The organism is Azospirillum sp. B506, assembly GCF_000333595.1.
Taxonomy (GTDB): domain Bacteria; phylum Pseudomonadota; class Alphaproteobacteria; order Azospirillales; family Azospirillaceae; genus Azospirillum.
On record NZ_BADK01000328.1, the window covers coordinates 1 to 2,601 of the forward strand.

Consider the following 2,601-nt stretch of genomic DNA (forward strand, 5'->3'; position numbering starts at 1 on the left):
GCTTCGAGCCGGCCTGTGCAGATATTCCTGCATTTCCGTCTTCAGGTTTTCCGACAGGGTGCCGAACACCGCCTGCACGCTGTCGCGCACCCGCAGGACGCCCGACGCGCCCATGCCGCGCAGCTTGCCGTCGTCGACGCGGGCCGGATCCTTCACCACCACGCGCAGGCGGGTGATGCAGGCGTCGAGGTTGCTGATGTTGCCGCGCCCGCCGAAGGCCAGCACGAGGTCGCGCGCCCGCTCGGTGCCGGTGGCGGCGCTGGCACCCTCCTCCGTCGTGTCCTCTCGGCCGGGGGTCTTCAGGTTCAGCGCCAGGATGGTGTAGCGGAACACGACATAATAGATCGCCGCATAGACCGGCCCCAGGATCAGCACCAGCCACCATTTCTGCGACAGCGGGCTCAGCGCGTTGAACAGCACGAAGTCGATGCCGCCCTGGGAGAAGGTGAAGCCCATATGGGCGCCCAGCGAGTTCATGATGAACTGCGAGGTCGCCGCCAGGACCGCATGGATCAGGTACAGAACCGGTGCCAGGAACAGGAAGCTGAACTCGATCGGCTCGGTGATGCCGGTCAGGAAGGAGGTCAGCGCGGCGGAGATCATGATGCCGCCGACCCGCACCCGGTTCTCCGGCTTGGCGGTGTGCCACATGGCGATGGCCGCGGCCGGCAGGCCGAACATCTTGAACAGGAAGGCGCCGGACAGGATGCCGGCGGTCGGATCGCCGGCGAAATAGCGGTTGATGTCGCCATGGACGATCTGGCCGGCGGCGTTCTGGAAGGACCCGATCTCGAAGAAGAAGGGCACGTTCCAGATATGGTGCAGGCCGAAGGGGATCAGCAGGCGTTCGACGAAGCCGTAGATGGTCGCCGCCATCCGCGGATCGTTCACCGCCGCCCAGCGCGAGAAGCTGTTGATGCCCTCCTGCACCGGCGGCCAGATCACCGACAGCACGACGCCCAGCACGATGGCGGCCAGCGCCGTGATGATGGGCACGAACCGCTTGCCGGCGAAGAAGCCGAGATAGGCCGGCAGCGCGATCTTGTAGAAGCGGTTGAACATCGCCGCGGCCAGGCCGCCGGCCAGGATGCCGCCGAACACGCCGGTTTCCATCGACTTGATGCCCATGATGGTCTTCGGCTCCATGCCCCAGACCCCGGTCATCACGCCCATGGTGGCCAGCATCACCATATAGCCGATGGTGGCGGCGATGGCCGACACGCCGTCATTCTCGGTGTAGCCCAGCGCCACGCCGATGGCGAAGATCAGCGGCAGATTGCCGAAGATCACGTCGCCGGAATTCTTCATCAGCATCGACAGGAGCGGCGGCATCCATTCGAAATTCGCCGCACCGATGCCCAGCAACAATCCGGCGACGGGAAGAACCGCCACCGGCAACATCAGCGATTTGCCGATTTTCTGTAAAAACGCAAAGGGGTTCAATGCCATGGCGGCTCTCCCGCAATTTATCCGGCGCCGGCACCATCGTCAGCCCAGGATGGGAATACAACCCGAACCATGCTCTGGTTTCCCGACATAGGCGACAGTGCGTGTTGGACGGGCTTGCGGCTTATCCCGGATGCGCCGCATGGGGCGCGGATTGGCCGCAGGCTTCCGTCTTTCCCGGACAGGATCTTTCGATAACATATAATGCGAATTGCGCTTGGGCTATGCGGCGTCTGCGCACAGACGGCCTCCGACGGGAGACGCCAGCCAGGGTCGAAGCGATAAGAATGAGGACCGAAGCATCATGACCGCGATTACGCTTGCAGCCCCGCTGGCCGGTTGGGCCATGCCGCTGACCGAAGTCCCCGACCCGGCCTTCGCCCAGGGTCTGGTCGGAGCCGGAATGGCCATCGACCCGACGGTGAACGAGTTGCGCAGCCCCTGCGACGGCGTCGTGCTGTCGGTCCACCGTGCGCGCCATGCCTGCACCGTCCGCGCCGCCAGCGGTGCGGAGGTCCTGCTGCATCTGGGCGTCGACACCGTCGGGCTGAATGGCGAGGGCTTCACCGCCCATGTCCAGGATGGACAGGCGGTGAAGACCGGCGACCGCCTGATCAGCTTCGACCTGGATCTGGTCGGAAGCCGGGCACAGAGCCTGGTCAGCATGATGGTCATCGTGAATGACGGCTTCACCGTCGACGGCCAGTCGGTGAACCGCGAGATCGCCGCCGGCGACCCGGCGATGACCGTCCATGGCGGCAGCGGCGCCGATACCGTGCTCCCCGCCGCCGGTCCCGAGTCGGCAGATATGGTCGGGGGAGAAACCGGCGAGCGGGCCGTCGTGCTGCCCATCGCCACCGGGCTGCATGCCCGGCCGGCCGCCGCCCTCGTCGCCGCGACCAAGGCCTATCCCGGAACCGTCACCATCCACTGCCGCGACCGCCAGGCGAACGCCAAGAGCGTTGTCGCCCTGATGGGACTTGGCACCGTTCTCGGCGACCGGCTGACCGTGCGCGCCGCCGGCCCCGGCGCCCAGGACATGGCGGAGAGCATCGCCGTGCTGATCGAGGGCGGCCTCGGCGACCCGGTGGTCGCCAACGCCGCGGCACTGGCCGCGCCGGCCGCCAGCACCCCGGTCGCCGCAACCCCGGCCAT

General features: G+C 66.6%; 2 protein-coding genes. One reads left to right on the forward strand and one right to left on the reverse strand.

Annotated features, from left to right (window positions below):
- Positions 1-1,449 (reverse strand): PTS glucose transporter subunit IIBC (ptsG, locus tag I71_RS10150; protein ID WP_042694509.1); only part of this gene is annotated, 1,449 nt, incomplete at its 3' end.
- Between the two features lie 301 nt (positions 1,450-1,750).
- On the opposite strand from ptsG, the gene I71_RS10155 reads away from it, so the two are divergent.
- Positions 1,751-2,601: glucose PTS transporter subunit IIA (locus I71_RS10155; protein ID WP_042694511.1), on the forward strand; the 851-nt coding region annotated here is incomplete at its 3' end.